We start from the raw sequence: 21,983 nt of genomic DNA on the forward strand, positions 1-21,983 counted from the left end.
TTAATGGAGATCATTTCATATGAAGCTCAGTATGCCGAAGACTTCCGGCAACTGAATATTGAGTGGCTGGAAAAATATTTTTGGGTAGAACCTCATGATGAAGAGGTTTTAGGAAAACCTGAGAAGTATATCATAGAACCCGGAGGTAATATATTTTTTGTTCGTGAAGGGGAAAAAATCATTGGCACGGTGGCCCTCATGAAAATAGAGGACGGCATATTTGAATTGACAAAAATGGCTGTGTTACCGGCTGCACAGGGCAGAAATTTTGGTCAGAAACTCATGGAGCATACACTTGACTTTGCGCGTCGCAAGGGATGGAAAAAGCTTATCATTTATTCGAACCGCAAACTGGAGAATGCCATTCATATTTACAAAAAGTACGGTTTTAAGGAAATTCCCTTAGGAGAGGGCAATCCATATTCCCGGGGTGACATCAAAATGGAGCTTCCGCTTTCTTAAAGTACTATTAAACCTGAGGCAAAAAGCTTCATTTTTAAGTAGTTTTATGTAAAACCGAATAATTATGAAGCGAATTTTAATTTTACTTATAGCCCCTGTTTTGCTTTTTTCCTGCAGAAATGAAAACAGGGAAGAACCTATAGTTACCGAAGAAGAGGTGATGGAAGGCGAAACTGCAACAGCCACAAACGAGGAACAAATAGACATTCATCCCATTTCTCATGCCACCGCGGTGATCAATTGGGGAGAAAACACTATCTACCTCGACCCGGTGGGAGGAGCTGAAGCTTTTGCCGGAATGGATCAAGCCGATCTGGTCCTCATTACAGATATCCACAGCGACCATATGAATGCTGAAACCCTGGCAGCCTTGAATTTAAACAATGTTCCCATCATTGCACCCCAAGCCGTAAAAGATGAATTGCCTGACTCTTTAGGTACAAAGATCACGGTGATGAACAATGGAGAAACTTTAGATCACAACGGCATTTCCATTGAAGCCATTCCTATGTACAACCTGCGGGAAGAAGCAAAACAATACCACCCCAAAGGACGCGGAAATGGATATTTACTGGAAAAAGACGGTAAAAGACTTTATATAGCCGGCGACACCGAAGACATCCCGGAGATGAGAAATCTTGAGAACATTGACATTGCCCTGGTGCCAATGAATTTACCTTACACTATGCCTGTGGATGCAGCGGCAGATGCTGTCATTGAGTTCGCACCCGATAAGGTTTATCCATACCACTTTCGTGGAAAGGACGGCAAAGCCGATGTGGAACAATTCAGAAAACTTGTAAACGAAGGTAATCCTAATGTGGAAGTAATATTAGCTAACTGGTATCCGGGGGATTAAGTGATCAGTGGTCAGTAATCAGTGGTCAGAAAAACCTGAACCTGGAACCTGGAACTTGAAAAAAACAAGAGCCTCAAAAATGGCATTTTTGAGGCTCTTGTTTTTTCTATCTTACCAGCTTTTTGTACTTAATTCTTTTTGGGGTGACATCTCCCAGGCGTTTCTTTTTATTCTCCTCATATTCAGAGAAACTGCCTTCAAAGAAATAGACCTCAGAGTTTCCTTCAAAAGCCAGGATATGGGTACACACCCTGTCCATAAACCAACGGTCGTGGGAAATGATCACCGCACAACCGGCGAAATTCTCCAATCCCTCTTCCAGGGCTCGCAAGGTGTTTACGTCAAGATCGTTGGTAGGTTCATCCAAAAGCAACACGTTCCCTTCTTCCTTCAACGTCATTGCAAGGTGAAGACGGTTTCTTTCCCCACCGGAAAGTTTACTGACTTTTTTATTTTGTTCACTTCCGCTAAAGTTGAACCTGCTTAAATAGGCTCTTGAATTTACCTGGCGGCCACCCATCAGGATCAACTCCTGCTCATCGCTGAAGTTCTGCCAGATGGTCTTTTCAGGATCGATATTGGAATGGCTTTGATCTACGTAAGCTATTTTTGCAGTCTCTCCCACTTCAAAGGTTCCCTTATCGGGTTTCTCCTCTCCCATGATCATTTTGAAAATGGTGGTCTTACCTGCACCGTTAGGCCCTATAATTCCCACGATTCCCGCTTGAGGGAGCTTAAAGTTTAGATCGTCATAGAGCAGCTTGTCACCAAACGCCTTACTTACACCTTTGGCCTCGATCACGTTTGTTCCCAGGCGCGGGCCATTTGGAATGTAAATTTCCAACTGCTCGTCCATTTGCTTTTGATCCTGGCTAAGGAGTTTATCATAGTTGTTTAGACGGGCTTTTTGCTTTGCCTGCCTTCCCTTTGGCGCCATACGCGACCATTCAAGCTCTCGCTCCAGGGTCTTTTGGCGTTTACTTGCCTGTTTTTGTTCCTGTGCAAGACGCTTTGCTTTCTGGTCTAACCACGAAGAGTAGTTTCCTTTCCAGGGGATACCCTCTCCCCTGTCCAGCTCAAGGATCCATCCTGCAACATTATCAAGGAAGTAACGGTCGTGAGTTACGGCGATCACTGTTCCTTTGTATTGCTGAAGGTGTTGTTCCAGCCACAATACAGATTCTGCATCCAGGTGGTTGGTTGGCTCATCAAGCAGCAACACATCTGGCTCCTGAAGCAGAAGTCGGCATAATGCCACCCTTCTTCTTTCCCCTCCAGAAAGTACTCCTATCTTTTTATCAGAATCGGGAGTTCTCAAAGCATCCATCGCGATTTCAAGCTTTGTATCAAGCTCCCAGGCATTGCTGGCGTCAATTTGATCCTGCAGCGCAGCCTGCTTATCCATAAGCTTCTGCATCTTGTCGGGATCCTCATAGACCTCAGGCAGACCAAACATATCGTTGATCTTATTATATTCCTCGAGGATGGCAACAGTTTCGGCTGCACCTTCTTTCACCACCTCAAGGACTGTTTTTTCCTCATCTAGTTCAGGCTCCTGCTCCAGCATTCCCACAGTGTAACCCGGTGCAAAAACAACATCTCCCTGGTAATTCTTTTCCTTTCCTGCTATGATGTTTAAAAGGGTAGATTTACCTGAACCGTTAAGTCCAAGGATACCTATTTTGGCTCCGTAAAAGAAGCTCAAATAGATATTCTTTAAAACCGGTGTATTCTCTCCTTTGTATGTCTTTGTTAACCCCGACATGGAGAAAATTACTTTCTTATCATCTGCCATAAATTTCGTTTTTCTTAATGTTTGCTGAAGGTTTTAAGAACCTCCCTGTAATTCTAATTAACAGACAAATATCACAATTTTAGAATTGATTTTAAGGCTGCCGCCGAATAATTTCAGGAAGAATGTAGTCCCAGGTGCCTTAAGAGAATTAAAAGCTGTCCGCTGTGATAAGCAGTGTGCTCAATAACCAATAAGATCTCCCTCATAAAGGTATGATCCCCACCTGAAGGTACAGTATCCAGAAGGTCTGTTTCTTTAGAAATCACAAGCGCTTCCAATTCTTCCCGATCTTTAAAATATTCCGATTTTAGTTGATCCCAGGAGCTTTCACTTTCTGGCTGCGGGTGATCGGGCCAGTAATCCAGGGGCCAATCGGGGGATTTGTAATTTTCCCTTCTACAGTATTCTAAAATGTCATTTTGAGTGAACTTTATATGGTAAAAGATCTCGTAAAATGAATAGGGAAGTCCCGCCGGTCTCTTTCCGAGTTCAGAAAAAGGGATCTTTTTAAGGATTTCCTCCAAAGGCATAAAAGCCTCACCTCCACGAAGATGTTTCAGCAGTATTCTCTTCATATTAACTTCTGAGTCCATAAAAATTCAAATTGTTTTCTAAAATTACTCATTAATGGGTATTGCAGCCTCTTTAATAATAAAATATATTTCTTTCCTATTAAAAAAATTCATCATGGGAAAAATTACAACTACTTCATTTTGTTATTTATTGCTGGCTGCTATGCTGTTTCAGTTCGACTTTGCACAGGCTCAAACCGACATACCTGAAGAAAGGGATTATAAGGTGAGACCGGTGCGGCTGGGTCTTAAATTAGGATTTCCCAATTTGGTTGGAGGAAATGTTGAGTATGTGACCCCTCTTTTAAATGACAAACTTGCAGTAAGTCTGGATTATTCCACTGTAAAATCTGACTGGTTTCTTTCTGAAGAAGACAATGATGAAAATACAGATCTAGATTTCTCTTATTTGGAAGGTGGGGTAAATTATTATTTTTTCAAGGCTGGAAAAGGACTGTATGGTGGTTTGAGTTACAGTAAATTTAAATTTGAAGGACAAACCTCTGTTGAAAGTGATGGGAAGGAAGGTACGGGCCAAATAGACTATGACCATAATTCGATAAGTGTCAAATTAGGAGCCAAAATTGGTGGCTTATTCTATCTTAGACCGGAAATTGGCTATTCATTTTCTTCCATGCCCGAAACATTTGAGTATACTGCTGAGTATGAAGATGGCACTTCGGAAACAGAGACTTACGATCTGATTGAAGAATTATCTGTTCCAGATATCTTTTTTAAAGGATTCATGGCTAACATTGGTATTGGCTTTGCTTTTTGATACAGCTTATCATCATAAAAGAAGGCTGTCTAAAAAGTATGTAATACGTACGTTATCCTGAATTTATTTCAGCTTGACGAAAAATGGCTTTTTCAGACAGCCTCCTTTGCTTGAACAAAATACCGATAAAAAAGTTAAGATTTCCTACACTCTTCCTTTAAGCGCATTGAAGGCCCAGGACACTATAAAGAAACCTATTCCGGCTGTGGAGAAACCTATAGCATAGTCCCTGTATTTTAAAACTCCCAGTAAAACAAGGGCTATGCCAACCAGGAGCATGCAAAAGGATGCCCACCCAAAAATCGTATTCTTATTCATTCCCATAATAGCAGCAAGTAGTTAATTGTATGGCAGTCTTCACCAATTGGAGGCAAAAGTAATATTTGTGGAATAAGCTCTCCTATGACAAATATCGTGTTTTTATATCTTTTTATAAAGATTTTTAGTTGCAGGGTTTTTGTATTTTAGCAACCATTGAAAAAATTGCCGTGTTTGGAGTTGCCAAACACTGCAAGATAAACCTGATAACCGACTATTAGCTCTTATAAATGGATATTGAATTCAACAAAAACGAAGACCACAACAAATTATTAGTTTCAGATCTTAATCAGCGCCTAAAGAAGGTAAAACTTGGAGGTGGGGAAAAGCGAATCGCCAAACATCACGCCAAGGGAAAAATGACTGCGCGGGAAAGGGTGGATTATTTACTCGATGATGCAAAAGAGGCCATAGAAATAGGTGCTTTTGTAGGTGAAGGAATGTATGAAGAGCACGGCGGCTGCCCAAGTGGTGGTGTTATTGTGAAGATTGGGAAAATATCGGGCAAACAATGTATTGTTGTTGCTAATGACGCCACTGTGAAAGCAGGTGCATGGTTCCCAATTACCGCAAAGAAAAACCTAAGAGCCCAGGAGATCTCCATAGAAAACCGGCTGCCTATAATCTACCTGGTGGATTCTGCCGGAGTTTACCTGCCAATGCAGGACGAAATTTTCCCCGACAAAGAACACTTCGGAAGGATTTTTAGAAACAACGCTGTAATGAGCAGCATGGGAATTACCCAGATCTCTGCCGTTATGGGTAGTTGTGTTGCAGGCGGTGCTTACCTGCCAATTATGAGTGATGAAGCCCTTATCGTGGAGAAAACCGGAAGTATTTTCCTTGCGGGAAGTTACCTTGTAAAGGCTGCCATTGGAGAATCTATTGATAATGAAACCCTTGGTGGGGCCACTACCCACAGTGAAATTAGCGGGGTTACAGATTATAAGTCCAAAGACGACAAAGATGCTCTTGAAACCATCAAAGGTTTAATTGACAAGATTGGAGATAGCGACAAAGCAGGATATAACCGCAAAAAACCGGTAAAACCGGCGAAGGATCAAAAGGATATCTACGGGATACTTCCTAAGCAGCGCAATGAACAATATGACATGCGGGAGATAATTGACCGGCTTATAGATAATTCCGAATTCCAGGAATATAAAGAAGGTTATGGCCAGACAATCATTACCGGTTATGCCCGTATTGACGGGTGGGCCGTAGGTATTGTTGCCAATCAGCGTAAGATCGTCAAAAGTGCTAAAAAAGAAATGCAGTTTGGAGGAGTGATCTATTCAGACTCGGCCGATAAAGCTACCCGTTTCATCGCAAACTGTAATCAAAAGAAAATTCCGTTGGTGTTTCTTCAGGATGTGACCGGATTTATGGTGGGAAGCAAGAGTGAACACGGCGGTATCATTAAAGACGGCGCAAAAATGGTGAATGCCGTAAGTAATTCGGTAGTTCCAAAATTCACTGTAATTATCGGAAACTCCTACGGGGCCGGGAATTACGCAATGTGCGGAAAAGCCTATGACCCACGACTTATTTTTGCCTGGCCAAGCGCCGAACTTGCTGTTATGGGTGGTACACAAGCTGCAAAAGTCCTTGCGCAAATAGAAACCGCATCAATGGCCAAGAAAGGTGAAAAAGTTGATGCCGAAAAAGAAAAAGAAGTCTTTGACGAAATCAAAGCCAGGTATGACAGGCAGACTTCGGCCTACTATGCCGCCGCTCATTTGTGGACAGATGCCGTGATCGATCCATTAGATACACGAAAGTGGATCTCCACAGGAATAGAAGCAGCCAACCACGCACCTATCGAAAAAGATTTTAACCTGGGAGTGATCCAGACCTAATACCTGCCAAAAATGCGCTTTTCAGCACTCTTTTTTTTAATGGCCTTAATTGCCGCGCCTATACAGGCACAAGTTGTTACCAGCAAAAGTCAGTTTACTGAAGCCGATACCCTTCGCGGTTCCCTGCGGCCCGAAAGGAACTATGACGTCCTTAAGTACAACCTTCAGGTAAAGGTAGTTCCCGAAGAGAAGTACATTTCAGGTTTTAACGGTATTACCTTTAAAGCTGAAGACCCGTTGCCGGTAATGCAGGTTGATCTTTTCAGGAATATGGATGTGGATTCAATTCTTTTCCGCGGAAGAAAAATGAAGTATGATCGCAGGCATGATGCTGTATTCATTGATCTGGCGCCGAAAGTGGAAAAAAATGAAATCGATTCCATTCAGTTTTTCTATTCCGGAAACCCGATAGTTGCGAAGAATGCTCCCTGGGACGGGGGTTTTGTGTTTGAAAAGGATCAACAGGGTAACTCATGGATCGCAGTTGCCGTACAGGGTACAGGGGCAAGTCTCTGGTATCCCAACAAAGATCACCAGAGCGATGAACCCGAAGAAGCGCTTATTGGAATTGCAGTCCCCAATGAACTCATGAATGTTTCCAATGGCCGGTTTTTAGGGAAAGAGGTTCTCGATAACGGCTACACCCGTTGGAACTGGAAGGTGAACAACCCCATCAATAATTACAATATTGTTCTGAATATAGGCAATTACGTACATTTTAAAGATAAGTTTCGCCACCTCGACCTGGACTATTACGTTCTTCCCTACAACTTGGAAAAGGCGAAAAAACAATTTGAGGAAGTAAAGTTCATGATGAACTGCTTCTATGGAAAGTTTGGGGCTTACCCTTTTGAAGAGGACGGGTTTAAACTTGTGGAAACTCCCTACCTAGGGATGGAACATCAAAGTGCAGTGGCCTATGGGAATGAATACAAACTAGGCTACCTGGGCAACGACCTGAGCGGTACAGGAATTGGCCTAAAATGGGATTTTATCATTATCCATGAAACAGGTCATGAGTGGTTTGGAAACAGCATAACAGCAAAAGATATTGCCGATATGTGGATTCATGAAGGCTTCACCTCCTATTCTGAAGCTGTTTACATAGAGTGCCGCTGGGGAAAAGAGGAAGCTCTTGAATATCTACAGGGCATAAGAAACAATATTGGCAACACAAAAAAGATAATTGGCACCTATGGAGTAAACAGTGAAGGCTCCGGGGACATGTATTATAAAGGAGCCAACCTTTTGAACACCATAAGGAGTATTTACAATGATGACGAATTGTGGTGGAAAACCTTAAAAGATTATACAAAAAGCAATCGCCACAAGATCATTACCACCCAAACTACCGAAGATTTTTTCAATGCTGCCATTGATTACGACCTGCAGCCGGTATTCGATCAATATCTAAGATACGCCTCCATACCCGAGTTACAATTTAAAAAAGAGGAAGGCGAGATTTTCTATAAATGGCAAGCCGATGTTGAGGGCTTTAATATGCCTGTAGATATTTTGATCAAAGGGAAAGAGACCCGGATTTACCCGACTCAAAAATGGCAAAAAATGGAGCAACAGGTAAATTCTCCAGAAGAATTACAGGTTAAAGAGAAAGAGTTTTACATCAAGAGAAAAAACCTGAAACAGGTTTGAAAAATGATATTTTTGCCACCCTTACAAATTCCTTTCTCAAAAAATTTTAGTTTAAATAACTAATTTTCAGTAAATTATAACTTCAAAATCCTGAGGTTATGATGACGATCAAATCTTTAAACAAATGGGCCAATGCGCATACTTATTATCCGCTTGACCTTTTGAGAGTAGCATTGGGTATCTTTTTCTTCCTTAAAGGAATACAATTTATTTCTCAAACCCACATGCTTACCGACCTTATTGAGCCATTAAAAGGTTATGGCGGGGTAATGCTGGTTATCCATTATATTGCTCCCGTTCACCTGGTAGGAGGTGTTCTTATTGCTTTTGGGCTCCTTACCCGCTGGGCTCTTGTAGCGCAATTACCAATTCTCATTGGCGCTGTGTTGATCAACTTTGTGGGAATTATGGATTGGGGGAATTTACTGCTAGCAACATTGGTATTTGCCGCAACCATATTTTTTATTTTCTATGGTGCGGGCAAGCACTCGGCAGACTACTATTTTAAAATGCAGATGTAGCCTAGGTTATCCTGCTTTTAAGGGTGTTGGCGCGGTGTATCTTGCCATTGGCAGTTTCTTCAAATTTCTCAACAAAGTAGATTTTCTTAGGGACTTCAAATTTCCCGAGTTTTCGACAGACCTTGATCTCTCTTTCCAGATTGTTCAACGCAGTTTCTGAAAACTCACTTTCTACCATCAATACCAGTTTCTCCCCAAGTGCAGGATCTGGCAGGGAGGTCACAAAGAACCTGTGTGCAATGATAGGTGCCAATTTTGCCTCGATCTCTTCAGGATAAAGTTTCACCCCTCCGGAATTTATCAGGTTGTCTATTCTACCTTTCCAGATGAATTTATTTTCAGAAATTAACTCTACCACGTCATTTGTGATCAGTGTTTCATCAGATAACTGTGGTGCCTCAATGATAAGGCAATCCCTTTCATCAATATCGATCTTCACATTTGGAAGTGTTGTAAATGGCAATGGCTCCTCAAGTTTCTTACCCCTGGCATTCACATTGCGGGCAGCAATATGAGAAACAGTTTCTGTCATTCCGTATGTTTCATAAACTTTGGTGTTTATACCCTGTACCAGGTTGCGCAGATTACTTGAAACGGCTCCCCCTCCAACTATTAGCTTTTTAATAAGATGTAGCCGGCTAAGGGAATTATCCAGCTGGAATGGGGTCATGGCGCAAAAGTCATATATTTTAAATATGCGGTCAAGAGGATTAGCCTTGGGCAGCTCCAGGTCAAGCTTCCAACCCAGAAGCATAGCCCGTACCAGCATCATTTTACCGGCAATAAAATTTGTGGGAAGGCAATGTAGCGCAGTAGTACCCGGCCCCAGATCAAAGAACTTCCCGGTTGACCTTGCGCTGTTGACCATTTGCTGCTTCTTAATCGAAATCACTTTGGGAGGCCCCGTGGAACCGGAAGTTTTTACCTCGATATAATCTTTGTCATTAAGCCAGTCAAGCAGAAAATTTCCCGCCTGACCTTCATATGGTTCCCCTTCCTTAATTAGACTATAGGCTACCGCAGCCAGTTCTTCATTGGTATAGTAAAGACCATTAAGCCTAAACTCGGGATGGGTTTCCGGTAAACTGAATTTAGTTTCCATAACTCTAGTCATATTTAACGCTTAAATGCTAAAGTTAACGAATTGTTCAGAACAAATTAAATCTCTTCATGATAGTTTATGGTTTGCGGCGGACTCACCTTTCCAAAAAGCCTTTCCTTCCAGTTATTCCACCTATAGGTTCTTGCCATTAGAAAAAGAAAGACAGGATAAACAACCAGAAGTGGAACAAGAATATCCCATCCCGCCGAAGGATCTGAAACATCTTTTAATACAGAATTAGTTTGAAATGCAGTCCAGTCGGCCGTAATTAATAGTGCTCCAATAAGGTTATTACCTGCGTGGAAACCCAGGGCCAGTTCCATCCCTTCGTCCATAAGTGTCATTATGCCCAGTAGAAAACCGGTACCAATATAATATGCCATAATAATGTATCCCAGTTTCTCAACCTCGGGATTGAAAATATGCATGCCTCCAAAGATCACAGAAGTTATCACTAGTGGCAACCACCTGTTTCCGGCTAAAACACCTATTCCCTGCATAAGGTAGCCTCTAAAAAGGTATTCTTCAAAACTGGTTTGCAATGGGACCATGATTAGAGCAATAGCTACAAGAATAAGAAAGGGAACCGTTTTAAAATTCCAAAGATAATCCTCGGGTTGCATGTTATAATCAACAATTGTGGTAACAAGTGAAAAAACGGCAACTATACTAAATCCAAAGAAAAACCTTCCCCAGTCCACTTTTTTTCGCGAAGTGGTAACGTCTTTGATCTTTTGTTCATGCAGGAATTTAACGACGAAAAAAAGCGTGGCCAGGCCTACAGCAAAGGACAGTAACAAAAAGAAAAATGTGAGATTTGAATCCAGGACCTGCATCATTTCCCCCTGGGTAAGTGTAAACACCTGGGGTCCTGCCTCAAGAACAAGCAGGCCCAGCCACGGTAAAAACCCAAATAACTGCCACCCCAAAAAAATGATGATAACACCAATTAGATATCGCCACCATTCGGTTTTTGCTTTATAAGCTAATTTAATAAACATGATAAAATCTATAGGTTAAAATTCCATTTGTTAGAGGGCTGGTACCACAAATTTCCTTTCCTCACTTCAAGAGGAGAACTAAAGTTGTTGGTATATAAACCTCCTGTACCAAGACCTTGTGGCATTGGATTTTTTAGATTGAACGTATATTGTGCTATGGCATTTAACCCTACATTACTCTCCAGTGCACTGGTGATCCACCAATCGGTCTCCATTGAGACCAGTAATTCTATCCACTCATTTGTTCCTTTTATACCACCTATTAAACTGGGTTTAAAAATTACATACTGTGGTTTTATTGTTTGTAAAAGCTCCCTCTTTTCTGTTACACCTGTCACTCCAATTAATTCCTCATCCAGTGCTATGGCTAGAGGGCTGGCTTCACAAAGTGCCGCCATTTCCTGCGGTTGCCCTTGTTTTATGGGCTGCTCAATACTGTGAAGTTCCAGTTCACTAAGACGCTTCAGTTTTTCAAGGGCTTCAGAAGGCTTAAAAGCCCCGTTGGCATCTACCCTTACTTCTATTTCTTCTGAAGTAAATTCACGCCTTATGAACTTCAGCAATTTCATTTCAGTTTCAAAATCAATGGCGCCAATTTTCAGCTTTATACACCTGAAGCCATCTTCTATCTTCTCAACAATTTGTTCCTTCATGAACTCTTCCTCTCCCATCCAGACAAGGCCATTGATAGGAATAGAGGCTTTACCCTGGGTGAAATTAGAAGGAAAAAGTAAAAATGGATCTTCAGCAGCCAGCGACTTAAAAGCCATTTCCACTCCAAACTGTATACTGGGGAATTCCCTTAGCTCCTCCCACAATCTTTCTTCCCCCAGATCAATATTTTCACAAACCCATTTTAGCTTTTCCTCATAGTCGGGTCGATCATCGTAACTAAGACTTCTTAAAATTCCGCATTCACCGATCCCTGTTTTCCCATCCTGATCAAGAATTAAGAACCAGGTCTCTTTTTGTGTAAGGACGCCCCGGGAAGTACCACTGGGGCGTTTAAAATTAAGAATGTATTTATGATAATTTGCTTGCACAGATTTCTTTTAGAGCTCAATACTTTCCCCAGTCTCCAGCAACATGAGGTCTTTTCCTTTTTCGTAAAACTTTCTTTTTGCCTCCTCATGATCAATTTCTATATACCCAAAGGTATCATAGTGGCATCCCAGTACTTTATCGCACTGCACAAAATCACTCGCTATAATTGCATCTTCTATTCCCATCGTGAAGTTATCGCCAATTGGAAGTATTGCCAGATCTAGTTTGGTATGCATTGGGATAAGCTTCATATCCATAGTGAGGGCGGTATCACCGGCGATATAAATATTCTTATGTTCCCCTTCTATTACAAAGCCGCCGGGTTGGCCACCGTAACTGCCATCGGGAAAGGAGCTGGTGTGAATCGCATTTACATACTTTACTGTGCCAAATTCAAAGCTCCATTTTCCGCCGTGGTTAAGTGGATGTACTTCCAGGCCTTTATTTTCATAATGGGTGGCGATCTCAAAATTACTAATGATTACGGCTCCCGTTCTTTTGGCAATGGCTTCGGCATCGAGTGTATGATCTTGATGTGCGTGCGTTAGCAGAATATAATCTGCCTTAAGATCATTAATATTTATCTTGTCTTTTACCTTCTCATTCCCCGAAATAAATGGGTCGACCAAAAGATGAATTCCCTTGACTTCAATTGAAAATGTGCTGTGCGCGTAGTGAGTGATTTTCATGATGTGATGTTTTCCAAACAAATTACAAAATCCTGACGGAAAGACCTTCCGAAAAAGCCATTTTTGGAACCTATAATATTTGGCCAATCCCAAACAGAACAGCCAATAAGAAAGTTCCTAAAGCCAGGGTCTTAAGTTCGGGATCTAGCAGCACGGGATTGGAATTTTCCATAACCCTTTTCAAGTGAAGCAGTAATGGAACAAAGGCAATGAGATACAAAAGATCATCCATTCCTGTAAAGGAAAAGGCTGAATAAAGAATGATACAGGAGAAAGCCGCCAGCAGGAGAAAGTAATGATATTGCTTTGCACGAGCGGCCCCCATTTTTACTACGAGCGTATTCTTGCCGGCTTTAGCATCGGCAGCCCTGTCCCGCATATTATTAAGGTTAAGCACCCCCGAGCTAAGGAATCCAAAAGTAGCAGCCGGTAAAAATACCCGCCAGTCCCATTCGAGAGCATAGAGGAAGTAGCTGCCGTAGACCGCTACAATTCCAAAAAACAGAAAGACAAAAACATCTCCCAGCCCCCTGTAACCGTAAGCCGAATCCCCTACAGTGTACTTAACCGCTGCAGCTATGGCAGCTATTCCTAATAATAAGAATACAATCCCGTAAAAAAGGCTTCGTGTACCAAATGCTATGTAAATAAGGGTAACGGCAAAGAAAAACGTGATTATCCCTGTACCCAGCATACCCCAGAACATTTCTTTCCTGGTGATCATCCCGCTTTGGAGTGCCCGTTGTGGTCCTACCCTGTCTTCATTGTCTGTACCTTTTACAAAATCTCCATAGTCGTTGGCGAAATTGGAGAGGATTTGTAGTCCGAGCGTGGTGGCCAGAGCCAGAGCAAAGATCACCGTATTAAATACATCGTGGGCTACGGCTATAGAACTTCCCACTAAAATTCCTGAAACTGAAAGCGGAAGCGTTCTTAATCTCGCAGCACTTACCCAGGTATCTATTGTTGCCATACTAACTAAAAATTTTTACAAGCAGCTCTTTTAAAAGGTCTCCCTGTGGCACATTAGCCGCCCCTACTCCTTTTCCCTTCATATCGGCTTCCCTCAAAAAGGAAATAATACTACTCACCTTTTTCATATTGTAATTCCGCGCGGCAGAAACGTAGTCTTTTACAAAGAAACGGTTGACCTTAAGGGCCTTAGCAACATTGGCTTCAGATTTATCATTAAGAGCATGGTACTGCTGCAATTGAACAAAGAAACTAAACAGCATTCCCACAGTCATCACCATAGGATGGTCTTTTTCATTTTGAGAAAAATAGTTTATGATGCGGTGGGCTTTAAAACTATCCTTGCTTCCAATCGCCTTGCGCAGCTCAAAAACATTAAAATCTTTGCTTATACCAATATTTTCCTCAATAAGTTCGGGGGTAATTGCAGTTCCCTTAGGAGCAATAAGCTGAAGCTTCTTTAGCTCATTATCTATCTTGTCAAGTTGGTTTCCTAAGAACTCCAGGAGCATTTGTGCAGCCTTGGGTGCCATTTGATATCCGCGGGCATGCATCTCCTTCTGTATCCAGTCTACTACCTGGTTCTCATAAAGCCTCTTGTTTTCGTAAACAACCCCCGTTTTAGCAATGGCCTTGTGCAGTTTCTTGCGCTTATCCAGCTTTTTGTACTTATAATTAAAGACCAAAACAGTCGTGGGCTGCGGGTTTTCTGCATAAGCAACCAGTTGTTCAATGGTACGGGAAAGATCCTGGGCTTCTTTTACAATAATTACCTGGCGTTCGGCCATCATAGGAAAGCGTTTGGCGTTACCCACAATTTCATCTACGGTCACATCGCGCCCGTAAAGCACCATCTGGTTAAAACCTTTTTCTTCTTCCTGCAACAGGTGATCTTCAATATAATCTGAAATTTTATCAATAAAATACGGCTCCTCTCCCATTAAAAAATAGATAGGTTTGATATCTCCTTTTTTAATGGCAGTCACTATACTTTTTACGTCATCCATTTACAGCTGGTTTTCGGGAGGGGATATAAAGAATTTTCTTCTGAAAAGTTCTACTTTTGAGCATGCATACACTTAACTTCCCCCGGTACTCATTTCGGTTCAAAAATAGCGAAAATAAAGTAGCTGTTTTTGATGAGCTTCGGAAAAAATTTGTTTTCCTTACGCCCGAAGAATGGGTGCGACAACACGTGGTGCAATTTCTTATACAGGAAAAGAATTTTCCAAAAAGCCTGCTCAATGTTGAGAAACAACTTAAGGTCCACGATCTCATTAAAAGGTACGACGTCCTGGCTTACCGGCCCGATGGCAGCATTCACCTGATAGTGGAGTGTAAAGCAGCTTCTGTTCCCGTAACCCAGGAAACTTTTGACCAGATCGCCCGGTACAATCTCGCACTGCAGGCAACTTACCTTATGGTTACAAACGGACTGCAGCACTACTTTTGCCAGCTGGATTATGAGGCCGAAAAATATCACTTCCTCCCCGATCTTCCAGAATGGAGTTAAAAAAACCCATTTTTGACACCCGGTAATGGAAGAGCTTAAAATCTCTCATTTTTGCTTTAATTTGCAGCAGTGAAAATAGCAGTAGTCATTCTTAACTGGAACGGAAGAGCATTGCTTGAGCAGTTCCTCCCATCGGTAGTTAATAATTCTCCTGAAGCCACTGTCTATGTAGCCGACAATGCTTCAACAGATGATTCTGTCCCGTTCCTGAAGAAGAATTTTCCGCAGGTAAAGATCATTCTCAATAAGGTCAACGGTGGATTTGCCAAAGGTTATAACGACGCCCTACGGGATCTTAAGGAAGATCTCTTCGTACTCCTTAACAGCGATGTGGAAGTCACCCCGGGATGGCTCCCGCCATTAATTGCCGAAATGGAAAATGATCCCGCCGTTGCGGCGCTCCAGCCAAAGATCCTTAACTACCGTAAAAAAGACTTCTTTGAATATGCAGGTGCCGCGGGAGGTTTTATTGATGCTTTGGGATATCCATACTGCCGTGGCAGGATCTTTGAAACCCTTGAAAAAGATCTAGGTCAATACGACGATACTCGGGAGATCTTCTGGGCCACCGGGGCCTGTATGATGATAAGAAGAAATGCCTTTTTTGGGGCAGGTGGGTTTGATGAAGATTTCTTTGCTCACCAGGAGGAAATAGACCTTTGCTGGAGACTTTTTAACCAGGGCCAAAAAGTAAAAGCAGTGGGTGCATCCCGGGTCTTCCATCTTGGTGGCGGTACTTTAAATTCTATGCACCCCCGAAAGACTTTTCTAAATTTCAGGAACAGCCTTTTTACGGTTCTTAAAAATGCTCCCAAAAAAAAGATTTTTATGCTGCTTTTCCTTCGATTAATACTCGATGGCCTTGCCGGAATAAAATTTTTAATCGCCCTCCAACCCGCTCATACTATTGCCGTGCTTAAAGCACATTTGGACTTTTACAGGCATTTACGAAAAATGTGGAATAAAAGAATTTCTTCTTCCAAAAACATAAAATATTACCACACTTCCTCCGTTGTACTTGCATATTATCTGCAGGGTAAGAAGACTTTTAAAGAAATTGAAAATATTTGAATTAAGTACTCTTTAAATTTCGCCGTGCCAACAGAATTTGTATTTTTGACACGTTTAACATTTAATCACAACAATTAAGAATTATGAAAAAATTCATGCTTTTATCGGCAACTGCTGCCCTCCTTTTTTCTTCATGTGTTTCATCGAAGAAGTATGCCGAGCTCGAAGCTCAACAACAGGAGACTCAGGACAAGCTAAACACTGCCACCGTTAAACTTAATTCCTGTTTAGACGAAAAAGAACGTCTAAACCAACAAATTGGACAATTGAGTAATCAAAATACTGCTTTATTGAACAACGTTGGAGATCTTGCTACTCTATCTAAAAAAGAAGCTGAAAATCTTGAACGTTCTTTAGAAAGCATCAAGGAAAAAGATATGAAGATCCAGCGTATGCAGGATGCTATTACTAAGAAGGATTCAGTAACACTTGCTTTGGTAACCAGCCTAAAAGGGGTGCTTGGAAACATGAGTGATGAGGACATCCAGATCAACGTAGAAAAAGGTGTTGTTTATGTATCTATTTCTGACAAACTTCTTTTCGAAAGCGGAAAATACAATGTATCCGACCGTGCTAAAGAAGTACTTGGTAAAGTTGCTACCGTTGTGAAGAACCGTCCAGATATCGAGTTTATGGTAGAAGGTCATACAGATGACAAGCCAATTAGAAACGCAGTGCTTCAGGACAACTGGGATCTTTCTGTGAAGAGAGCAACTTCTGTAGTTCGTGTATTGCAGGAAGACTTTGGAGTACAGCCACAAAGAATGACTGCTGCAGGAAGAAGTTACTACGTACCTGTTGCAACTAATGAAACTGCAGAGGGTAGAGCTGCAAACAGAAGAACACGTATTGTGATCCTTCCTAAACTTGACCAGTTCTACAATCTTATTGAAGAAGGTATGCAGACTGCGAAGTAAGCAGAAATCATTATATACTTTATAAAAGCCCGGCAGTTGCCGGGCTTTTTTTTTTAACATATTAATTTTCAGGCGATTCCATTTTTTAAGATTTTTTTAGTTAGATTCGACACTTTATTAATCAACTAAAGTTTATTATGTTAAAAAGTTTCAACAAAATTGCTCTGTTCTCTTTGTGCGTAGGCATCATTAGTGTTTCCTGTGAAAAAGATACAGAAGTGGAAGAAGTGATGGTTTCTGGATCTCCTGTTATGAATGCATCTCATTCTATATTAAATGTAGATGCGAAAGCCGCAATCAACCCTGATCTGGCTGTTAATCCCGTTACCTATGATGGTCACAATCTTAGAAATGATGTTTTTAAAAAGAATGCTGTAGAACCTACTGATTGTAGCCCAACGGCGTTTAACAGCGAAATCAACAAAGTTATCCAACCGTTCTTCTCAGACCCTTTAGCTCTAACTTATTTTGATTTATATCTTGATTTAAATTTTTACATATCTTACCTCGATACTTCTGAGCAATATTTCGGCGAAAATGGTGAGTACACAAATTTCATGGCAAAAAGAGTCCGTGATCTTGAAAGATTTTGGGATATGCCTAATGAGATTCGTGTTAATGGCCAGCACACTGCAAGTTTGAACGATCGTGATAAATTGGCTAGTGTCTATATTTTCGTAGGTCTTTCGTCTGAAGTGGCCTATGCTAATGCAGATTTTCTTCTCTCAGTTAACGAGGCCTCACCTGTACTTCCGGAATCGCCATATTTTGCTATGGACGGATTTGCCACAGCAGGAAATCTTATTGTAATAGGTGATGGTATAACATCTGTTCTTTCCAGAACCGGAATCGATGAGGGTATTGTTTGGACTGGTATTCTTGCTCATGAATGGGCTCACCAAATACAATTCGACAACTATTCAGTATGGTATCCTGAAGGAGCTGCAGATAATCAACCCGAAGCTACCCGATATACGGAATTAGAAGCAGACTTTATGGCCGCTTACTACATGACTCATAAAAGAGGAGCGACTTATAACTGGAAAAGAGTGGTGCAGTTTTATGAATTGTTTTTCAATATTGGAGATTGCGGATTCGACGCCAACGGTCACCACGGGACACCACAGCAAAGAATGGAAGCCGCGCGTTTAGGATATGAATTGGCTAACGATGCTCAAAAGCAAGGACATATTTTAACCGAACAGGAATTACATGAAATTTTTGTTTCCGAAGTTATTGATGCTGTTGTAGCTCCAGAAGTAGGACCGGAATTTGTTACAGAATAATATTTTTACTTATACAGTATTAAAGCCCGGCAGTTGCCGGGCTTTTGTTTTGTTTTCTAATTCAACACTTCCTTCAGCTTATAATCCATTAGCTTGTTCTGGAAAAGGTGCCTGCTATTTTGCAGTAATAAAGTTTTTCTCAAAGCACATTATATCCTAATTGATAAAGGACCTAAAGGATTTCAATACTACCTTTCCCTTCCCGTATAACTTCAGGTTCGGGGGTGGTAAGATCAATAACTGTAGAGGGAATATTGTCTCCATAACCGCCATCAATGACGATTTCTACTAGATTATCCCATTTTTCAAGAATGAGTTCGGGATCTGTGGTGTATTCTAACACCTCATCATCATCTCGAATGGAAGTGGAAACAATTGGATTACCGAGTCCGCTTACAAGTGCCCGGCAAATATTATTATCGGGGATACGAATTCCTACTGTTTTCTTCTTTCTAAAAACTGCTGGTAAATTGCTATTTCCGGGAAGAATAAATGTATACGGCCCAGGCAGGTTCCTTTTCAGGATCTTAAAGGTTCGATTATCTATTTGCCTCACATAATCGGAAAGATTACTCAAATTTTCACAGATAAAAGAGAAATTTGCTTTTTCAAGTTTCACCCCCCTAACCTGTGCTATGCGTTCTAAAGCCGCAGTATTGGTTATATCACAGCCAAGACCGTAGATCGTATCTGTAGGGTAAATGATAAGGGCACCATCTTTCAAAGCCTCTACAACTCTTTTTATTTCTCTTGGATTTGGGTTCTCTTCATAGATCCTGATTAATTCTGCCATAATTAGTTTAGTTTAAATGCCTCCAAAAATTACGAAAATTCAATACCATTTAATAATGGTTTCACAGAAAATTAATCATTCCTCTCCACCTCACTCTCAAGTTTAAGAACTTCATTGCCATTTTCCTGCTGAATGAACAAAGCCTTATTGTCTGGTTTTCCTTTGCGGGTAACCTTTGTTCCTTTTATGGTGTGAGTAATTTCATGATCAAAAGTGTTCTTTACCTTTCCATGCGCAATTCCTTTACCCCACTTCCATTTAACTGCTGTGCCTTCTCTAATCATTTTTATTTTAAATATAAAAACACAAAAGCATCTAACCTAAAGAATAACAATTACTTAACCTCAGGACAACATTTTTAATTTCGCAAACTTGAGGAGCAGTTTCTTGATTCCGCCTGTCTCAAAGTCGATTTCTGCCTTTTTATCCTGGCCTACGCCTTCAATACTTAAAACCTTTCCTTTACCAAAGCGCATATGCTCCACTTCATTGCCGGCTTCCAGTTTTATGACCTCTGCAGAAGGAGCCGAAGTCTCCGGCGTGGTGGCAGGACGCAGCTTTCTTAACTTTCGCAGCTGCTCATCTGTAGGTTTATGCGACGGCGGCGGAGTTCCTTTGACAGGTTTGTTCTGGCGGAACTTACTCTTGTCTACCTCTCCAAATATGTCGGTATCGATAAGCGGCTTGTACTTGTAGTCATCCTGCGGAATCATAAAATCGAGGAACTTTTCATCAATTTCCTCAATAAAACGACTGGGCTCGGCATCCACCAGTTTTCCCCATCGATATCTCGATTGTGTATAGGTGAGAAAAGCTTTTTTCTCGGCCCGGGTGAGAGCCACATAAAACAAACGACGTTCCTCTTCAAGTTCCGATCTTGTATTCATACTCATAGCCGAAGGGAAAAGATCCTCCTCCATTCCCACGATATACACATAAGGAAACTCCAGGCCTTTAGCGAGATGTATGGTCATAAGAGCAACACGGTCATCATCACCGGAGTCCTTATCCATATCTGTAGCCAAAGCCACATCTTCCAGGAATTCGGTAAGGGAGCCTGTAGCATCGGCTAACTCTTTCTGGCCTTCCACAAAATCCCGTATCCCGTTAAGCAATTCCTCTATGTTCTCAATCTTCGCAATACCTTCGGGCGTTCCATCCTTCTTTAATTCCTGAAGCAGCCCGGTCTTTTTTGCAACAGTTTCAGCAAGAGTAAAAGCATCGGCAGTTTCATTCATGATCTGGAAGCTTTTTACCATATTGATAAAGTTCTCCAGTTTATTTTTCGTGCCTTTATTGATCTTCAGGTCAATTTTATCGAGGTTCTCAATCACTTCATAAATAGACCTTTTATAATGGTTTGCCGCAATGGTAAGTCTGTCGACAGTTGTCTGCCCAATTCCGCGGGCAGGAAAATTTATTACCCGTTTTAGGGCTTCCTCATCTTTGGGATTGATCACCAGCCTTAAATAAGAAAGCACATCCTTTATCTCTTTCCGTTGATAAAAGGAGAGACCACCATAAATTCGGTATGGAATATCTTTTTTCCGCAGAGCGTCTTCCATGGCCCTACTTTGGGCATTGGTACGATAAAGAATGGCAAAATCCCCATTGTTCATCTGGTTCTCCATTCGGGTTTCAAAAATGGATCCTGCAACAAACCTTCCCTCTTCCCCATCTGTAAGCAAACGGTTCACCACGATCTTTGGACCGTCATCATTGGCTGTCCATACAACCTTTTCAAGCCTGGTCTTATTCTTTTCAATAATGGAATTGGCGGCTTCAACTATATTTTTTGAGGAACGGTAGTTCTGCTCAAGACGATACATTTGTACGTCATCATAATCCTTCTGAAAGTTGAGAATGTTGTTGATGTTCGCCCCACGAAAGGCATAGATACTTTGTGCATCGTCACCCACCACACATATATTCTGAAATTTATCTGAAAGTGCTTTTACGATAAGATATTGAGAATGGTTGGTATCCTGGTACTCATCTACCAGAATATATCTGAAGCGGTTCTGGTATTTATGAAGCACATCGGGAAACCTGTTAAGTAATTCATTGGTTTTCAATAGCAGGTCATCAAAATCCATAGCTCCTGCCTTAAAACACCTGTCCACATATTCTCTGTAAATTTCCCCCAGCCTTGGCTTTTTTGACATGGCATCGGCTTCCATTAATTCGGGATTTTGAAAATATGCCTTTACAGTGATCAGGCTGTTCTTATAAGAGGAGATACGGGAATAAACCTGTTTATATTTATAAACATCTTTATCCAGTCCCATTTCCTTAATAATTGCGGAGATAAGGCGCTGGGAATCCTGAGTATCATATATGGTAAAATTGGAAGGGTAACCCAATTTATCGGCTTCAAACCTTAACATCTTTGCAAAGATGGAGTGAAATGTTCCCATCCAAAGGTTTTTCGCCTCACTGTTACCTACAATTTTAGCGATTCGGGTTTTCATTTCCCGTGCCGCCTTGTTAGTAAATGTTAAGGCAAGAATATTAAAAGCATCCACCCCCTTGCTCATGAGGTATGCAATCCTGTAAGTAAGCACCCTGGTCTTCCCCGATCCCGCACCCGCAATCACGATCATAGCCCCATCTTTCTGCAAAACAGGGGCTCGCTGAGCATCATTTAACTCGGCTAAATATTTTTCCAATACTAACTTCTTTTAAGGGGTGAAAATAATTAAAATGAGGCAAAAATTAAGCCGTCAACTCATATCTTTTTAAGATTTCTCATCGATTGATTTTCCCATTTTACATTTT

The 21,983-nt window shown here is 41.4% G+C and carries 22 protein-coding genes; 10 read left to right on the top strand and 12 right to left on the bottom strand.

Annotation, left to right across the window (positions count from 1 at the left end):
* The first annotated feature begins 3 nt into the window (after positions 1–3).
* Positions 4–462: a GNAT family N-acetyltransferase gene (locus tag LA313_RS03500; protein ID WP_228913235.1), complete on the top strand. Its 459-nt coding sequence runs from the start codon at positions 4–6 to the stop codon at positions 460–462.
* 64 nt (positions 463–526) lie between these two features.
* Positions 527–1,321, top strand: coding sequence for an MBL fold metallo-hydrolase (locus tag LA313_RS03505; protein ID WP_228913236.1), 795 nt, complete (start codon positions 527–529; stop codon positions 1,319–1,321).
* Between the two features lie 106 nt (positions 1,322–1,427).
* Here LA313_RS03505 and ettA read toward each other — a convergent pair whose 3' ends face one another.
* Positions 1,428–3,116, bottom strand: coding sequence for an energy-dependent translational throttle protein EttA (gene ettA, locus LA313_RS03510; protein WP_228913237.1), 1,689 nt, complete (start codon positions 3,114–3,116; stop codon positions 1,428–1,430).
* A gap of 113 nt (positions 3,117–3,229) precedes the next feature.
* A complete protein-coding gene (locus tag LA313_RS03515) occupies positions 3,230–3,709 on the bottom strand; it encodes a DinB family protein (RefSeq protein ID WP_228913238.1) in 480 nt (159 codons plus the stop codon).
* 94 nt (positions 3,710–3,803) lie between these two features.
* Here LA313_RS03515 and LA313_RS03520 point away from each other — a divergent pair, with 94 nt between their 5' ends.
* The gene (locus LA313_RS03520) at positions 3,804–4,466 is read left to right on the top strand and encodes a hypothetical protein (protein ID WP_228913239.1); all 663 of its coding nucleotides are present in this window, start codon (positions 3,804–3,806) and stop codon (positions 4,464–4,466) included.
* A 144-nt stretch (positions 4,467–4,610) separates the two neighbouring features.
* On the opposite strand, the gene LA313_RS03525 is transcribed toward LA313_RS03520, so the two are convergent.
* Complete coding sequence (locus tag LA313_RS03525; RefSeq protein WP_029033564.1) at positions 4,611–4,790, bottom strand: CAL67264 family membrane protein; 180 nt, start codon at positions 4,788–4,790, stop codon at positions 4,611–4,613.
* A gap of 224 nt (positions 4,791–5,014) precedes the next feature.
* Here LA313_RS03525 and LA313_RS03530 point away from each other — a divergent pair, with 224 nt between their 5' ends.
* The 3 genes from LA313_RS03530 (at position 5,015) to LA313_RS03540 (ending at position 8,817) form a co-directional block, all read left to right on the top strand.
* Positions 5,015–6,643, top strand: a complete 1,629-nt coding sequence (locus tag LA313_RS03530; protein WP_228913241.1) for an acyl-CoA carboxylase subunit beta — start codon at positions 5,015–5,017, stop codon at positions 6,641–6,643.
* Positions 6,644–6,655: 12 nt separating this feature from the next.
* On the top strand, positions 6,656–8,296 hold the full coding sequence (locus tag LA313_RS03535) for a M1 family metallopeptidase (RefSeq protein ID WP_228913243.1): 1,641 nt from the start codon (positions 6,656–6,658) through the stop codon (positions 8,294–8,296).
* Positions 8,297–8,394: 98 nt separating this feature from the next.
* A complete protein-coding gene (locus LA313_RS03540) occupies positions 8,395–8,817 on the top strand; it encodes a DoxX family protein (RefSeq protein WP_228913245.1) in 423 nt (140 codons plus the stop codon).
* 1 nt (position 8,818) lies between these two features.
* Here LA313_RS03540 and LA313_RS03545 read toward each other — a convergent pair whose 3' ends face one another.
* The 6 genes from LA313_RS03545 to holA form a co-directional block, all read right to left on the bottom strand.
* Positions 8,819–9,919: an AMP-binding protein gene (locus LA313_RS03545; RefSeq protein WP_228913247.1), complete on the bottom strand. Its 1,101-nt coding sequence runs from the start codon at positions 9,917–9,919 to the stop codon at positions 8,819–8,821.
* Positions 9,920–9,975: 56 nt separating this feature from the next.
* On the bottom strand, positions 9,976–10,920 hold the full coding sequence (locus tag LA313_RS03550; protein ID WP_228913249.1) for a CPBP family intramembrane glutamic endopeptidase: 945 nt from the start codon (positions 10,918–10,920) through the stop codon (positions 9,976–9,978).
* An 8-nt stretch (positions 10,921–10,928) separates the two neighbouring features.
* Positions 10,929–11,963 carry an o-succinylbenzoate synthase gene (locus LA313_RS03555; protein ID WP_228913251.1) on the bottom strand — a complete coding sequence of 345 codons (1,035 nt, stop codon included), beginning with the start codon at positions 11,961–11,963 and terminating at the stop codon, positions 10,929–10,931.
* Positions 11,964–11,972: 9 nt separating this feature from the next.
* Positions 11,973–12,653, bottom strand: coding sequence for a metal-dependent hydrolase (locus tag LA313_RS03560; RefSeq protein ID WP_228913253.1), 681 nt, complete (start codon positions 12,651–12,653; stop codon positions 11,973–11,975).
* A gap of 70 nt (positions 12,654–12,723) precedes the next feature.
* Positions 12,724–13,626, bottom strand: a complete 903-nt coding sequence (gene menA, locus LA313_RS03565) for a 1,4-dihydroxy-2-naphthoate octaprenyltransferase (protein WP_228913255.1) — start codon at positions 13,624–13,626, stop codon at positions 12,724–12,726.
* 1 nt (position 13,627) lies between these two features.
* A complete protein-coding gene (gene holA / locus LA313_RS03570) occupies positions 13,628–14,632 on the bottom strand; it encodes a DNA polymerase III subunit delta (protein WP_228913257.1) in 1,005 nt (334 codons plus the stop codon).
* Between the two features lie 62 nt (positions 14,633–14,694).
* Between holA and LA313_RS03575 the strand changes: the two genes are divergently transcribed.
* The 4 genes from LA313_RS03575 to LA313_RS03590 all read left to right on the top strand — a co-directional run bounded on the left by LA313_RS03575 (position 14,695) and on the right by LA313_RS03590 (position 18,412).
* Positions 14,695–15,138 carry a type I restriction enzyme HsdR N-terminal domain-containing protein gene (locus LA313_RS03575; RefSeq protein WP_228913259.1) on the top strand — a complete coding sequence of 148 codons (444 nt, stop codon included), beginning with the start codon at positions 14,695–14,697 and terminating at the stop codon, positions 15,136–15,138.
* Between the two features lie 69 nt (positions 15,139–15,207).
* Positions 15,208–16,209, top strand: coding sequence for a glycosyltransferase (locus LA313_RS03580; RefSeq protein ID WP_228913261.1), 1,002 nt, complete (start codon positions 15,208–15,210; stop codon positions 16,207–16,209).
* Between the two features lie 83 nt (positions 16,210–16,292).
* Positions 16,293–17,126 carry an OmpA family protein gene (locus LA313_RS03585; RefSeq protein WP_228913263.1) on the top strand — a complete coding sequence of 278 codons (834 nt, stop codon included), beginning with the start codon at positions 16,293–16,295 and terminating at the stop codon, positions 17,124–17,126.
* Between the two features lie 137 nt (positions 17,127–17,263).
* On the top strand, positions 17,264–18,412 hold the full coding sequence (locus LA313_RS03590) for a hypothetical protein (protein ID WP_228913265.1): 1,149 nt from the start codon (positions 17,264–17,266) through the stop codon (positions 18,410–18,412).
* Positions 18,413–18,584: 172 nt separating this feature from the next.
* On the opposite strand, the gene LA313_RS03595 is transcribed toward LA313_RS03590, so the two are convergent.
* The 3 genes from LA313_RS03595 to LA313_RS03605 form a co-directional block, all read right to left on the bottom strand.
* Positions 18,585–19,205, bottom strand: coding sequence for an L-threonylcarbamoyladenylate synthase (locus LA313_RS03595; RefSeq protein WP_228913266.1), 621 nt, complete (start codon positions 19,203–19,205; stop codon positions 18,585–18,587).
* A gap of 71 nt (positions 19,206–19,276) precedes the next feature.
* On the bottom strand, positions 19,277–19,489 hold the full coding sequence (locus LA313_RS03600) for a hypervirulence associated TUDOR domain-containing protein (protein ID WP_228913267.1): 213 nt from the start codon (positions 19,487–19,489) through the stop codon (positions 19,277–19,279).
* Positions 19,490–19,549: 60 nt separating this feature from the next.
* The gene (locus LA313_RS03605) at positions 19,550–21,874 is read right to left on the bottom strand and encodes an ATP-dependent helicase (protein WP_228913268.1); all 2,325 of its coding nucleotides are present in this window, start codon (positions 21,872–21,874) and stop codon (positions 19,550–19,552) included.
* Positions 21,875–21,983 lie beyond the last annotated feature (109 nt).

Source organism: Salinimicrobium sediminilitoris (assembly GCF_020866905.1).
Classification (GTDB): Bacteria; Bacteroidota; Bacteroidia; order Flavobacteriales; family Flavobacteriaceae; genus Salinimicrobium; species Salinimicrobium sediminilitoris.